Origin of the sequence: Desulfovibrio sp. 1214_IL3152, from assembly GCF_036763055.1 — a bacterium.
Lineage (GTDB): Bacteria > Desulfobacterota > Desulfovibrionia > Desulfovibrionales > Desulfovibrionaceae > Desulfovibrio.
In genome coordinates, this window is sequence record NZ_JBAIYW010000174.1 from 1 (window position 1) to 2398 (window position 2398).

General features: G+C 58.8%; 4 protein-coding genes. All 4 read right to left on the minus strand.

From position 1 onward, the window contains the following. Positions 1-233, minus strand: a 233-nt coding sequence (locus V6C07_RS03635; protein ID WP_333535012.1) for a HisA/HisF-related TIM barrel protein, incomplete at its 3' end; no start/stop codon positions are given. Then, positions 230-889: a hypothetical protein gene (locus tag V6C07_RS03640; protein ID WP_333535013.1), complete on the minus strand. Its 660-nt coding sequence runs from the start codon at positions 887-889 to the stop codon at positions 230-232. The genes V6C07_RS03640 and V6C07_RS03635, both read right to left, overlap by 4 nt. Next, a complete protein-coding gene (locus V6C07_RS03645; RefSeq protein WP_333535014.1) occupies positions 889-1485 on the minus strand; it encodes an imidazoleglycerol-phosphate dehydratase in 597 nt (198 codons plus the stop codon). Before V6C07_RS03645 ends, V6C07_RS03640 begins: the two co-directional genes overlap by 1 nt. After that, positions 1482-2282, minus strand: a complete 801-nt coding sequence (gene tatC, locus V6C07_RS03650) for a twin-arginine translocase subunit TatC (protein WP_442886201.1) — start codon at positions 2280-2282, stop codon at positions 1482-1484. Before tatC ends, V6C07_RS03645 begins: the two co-directional genes overlap by 4 nt. Between the last annotated feature and the right edge of the window lie 116 nt (positions 2283-2398).

Here is a 2398-nt window from a genome sequence, read left to right on the forward strand (position 1 = left end):
TGCACGGGAATGGCAAGGGCCGCGCAGATGTCGCGCACAATGTGGCGGCTTTGGGCCGCGCCGTCAAAAGCGCCGTCCAGATCAACCACATGCAGCCAGCGCGCTCCTGCCTTTTCCCAGGCGCTGGCGGCATCTACGGGATTTTCGGCAAAAACCGTGCTTTCGTGGGCACGACCCTGCTTGAGACGTACGGCCTTGCCGTTCTGGATATCAACAGCGGGAAAAATAATCATAAACCCAAGTCCTTTACTGCCTTGCTCATGCCGTCCACGGTCAGATCCTCGGCGGTGACCCACTGGCCCTTACGCTTGAGGAAGGAACCCACATTGAGCAGATTTTCCGCAAGTCCGGCCTGTTTTTCCTCAAAGACAGAGCGGTCCATTACACTGCCGGTGTCCACGCGCAGCAGGAAAAATTCCACCCGCACGTGGGCCGACTGGGTGACGCCTGCTTTGGAGCCTTCGCGCTCATGCCAGTCCAGCACCTGAGGGATGAGCAGCAACTGCGCCCCCTGCTTTTTGCCGTAGGCTATCCACAGGGGCAGGGCCTGCGGCTGTTCCGAACTGTGAAACGAGGTCGTGTTCTGGGGCAGGCTGCGCTGGCCGATGAACTTGTACTGCCTGTTGGTCTGGGTGGTCAGCACATGACGCAGACGCATATCCAGCGCGGTGAGCATATCTTCGGGAATGCGCCCCTGATCTTCGGGAATGCGCCCCATGATAAGCTGGCTGGCATTGACGGGCTGGGTGAAGGGAGCCACGGTAATGGTGTAGGTGCCGGAAAGGTTGCGCGGCACGTCGGCGGTACTGCGCGGGCGCTTGCTGCACGCGCCCAGAACCATGACAAGACTCAGTATAATAAGAAGCAGTATATTCAGGCGGTTATGCATTAATCAAGACCTCCCTTGGTGCTGCGTATGGTTGTGCCGTTCCGGCGCACTGCCTGGGCCAGAGCAAGGCCCAGTCCTTTGGCGGCGGATTCCAGCAAGTGATGCCCGTTTTTGCCGTAGCGCATGTCCACATGCAGATTGCAGCGCGCGCCGCTGGCAAGGGCTTTATAGTATTCACGCCAAAGGTCTTTTTCCTCCCCGGCGAGCACGGGAGGCAACATTTCGTCGCCTCGCCACTCAAGCCAGGGGCGGCCGGAAAGATCAACGGTAACTTCAGCAAGGGCTTCGTCCATGGGTACGCGGCCGTAGCCAACGCGGGCGATGCCCGCCCTGTCGCCCAGTGCCTCAAGCAGGGCCTTGCCAAGGGTCATGCCCACGTCCTCAGCCGTATGGTGCGCGTCCACCTGCATGTCGCCCCTGCAAACAAGGGTCAGATCCATGCCTGCCCAGAAAAACGTGAGGGTAAGCATGTGGTCCAGCAGGCCGAATCCGGTTGCGATGTCTGTTTTGCCCTGACCATCCAGGTTCAGTTCAAGACGGATGTCGGTTTCGGCGCTGGTGCGCGCCTGCGTGGAAATGCGCGGGGCGGTGGTCATGCGTCCTCCGAGGCGTTGGCGGTTTTGCCTTCCGCTTCAGCGGCATTGGCGGCGTTTGTTTTTTCCTGCCCGTCGTCATCGGCATTTTCATTTTTGGGCTTGCGTCCAAAGGCTGCCGCCACCCAGATGCTTATTTCATACAGAATAAGCATGGGGCAGGCCATGAGCAGCTGTGAAACCACATCGGGCGGCGTAAGAATGGCCGCCACAATAAAGATGCCCAAAATCGCATAGCGCCGCACCTGCCGCATCATGGCCGCGGTCACAAGGCCCATGCGCGCGAGGAAAAAGGCAAAAAGCGGCATTTCAAAGATAATGCCGAAAGCCAGAATGAGCTTGAGCACAAAGCTCAGGTAGTCGCTCACCTTGGGCATGGCCACGATTTCTTCGGTGGCAAAACTTACAAAGAAACTGAAGGCGTAGGGAAAGACCACAAAGTAGCAGAACGCTCCGCCGCAGACGAAGAACAGGGCCGACATCACCGCAATGGGTATGATGTACTTCTTTTCTTCTTCATACAGACCCGGGGCGATGAACGACCATACCTGATAGAAAATCACCGGGCTGGACAGAAAAACACCCGCCACAAAGGCAATGTGCATGCGGGTGAAAAAACCTTCGGGCAGGGTGGTGTAGATGGCGTGCGAGCCCTTGGGCAAAACGGCCAGAAGGGGGTTGACCAGCACGTCAAAGATGGGATCCACCACGGCCCAGCAGGCAAAAAATCCCACGATCACGGCGATACAGCAGCGCACAAGGCGCATGCGCAGTTCGCCAAGGTGATCCATAAGCCCCATAGGTTTGTCCGGGCCGTCTTCTTCTTCCTCCTCGTCCTCATCAGGCGTGGCCGGAGGCCGTGCGCCGGAAACCGCAGGAACGGAAGCGGGTTCGCCCGACGCGTCGGGCGGGAACG

Coding starts and splice junctions, on each gene's coding strand:
- tatC (WP_442886201.1), bottom strand. CDS start 2,282: ATGGGGCTTATGGATCACCTTGGCGAACTGCGCATGCGCCTTGTGCGC.
- V6C07_RS03645 (WP_333535014.1), bottom strand. CDS start 1,485: ATGACCACCGCCCCGCGCATTTCCACGCAGGCGCGCACCAGCGCCGAA.
- V6C07_RS03640 (WP_333535013.1), bottom strand. CDS start 889: ATGCATAACCGCCTGAATATACTGCTTCTTATTATACTGAGTCTTGTC.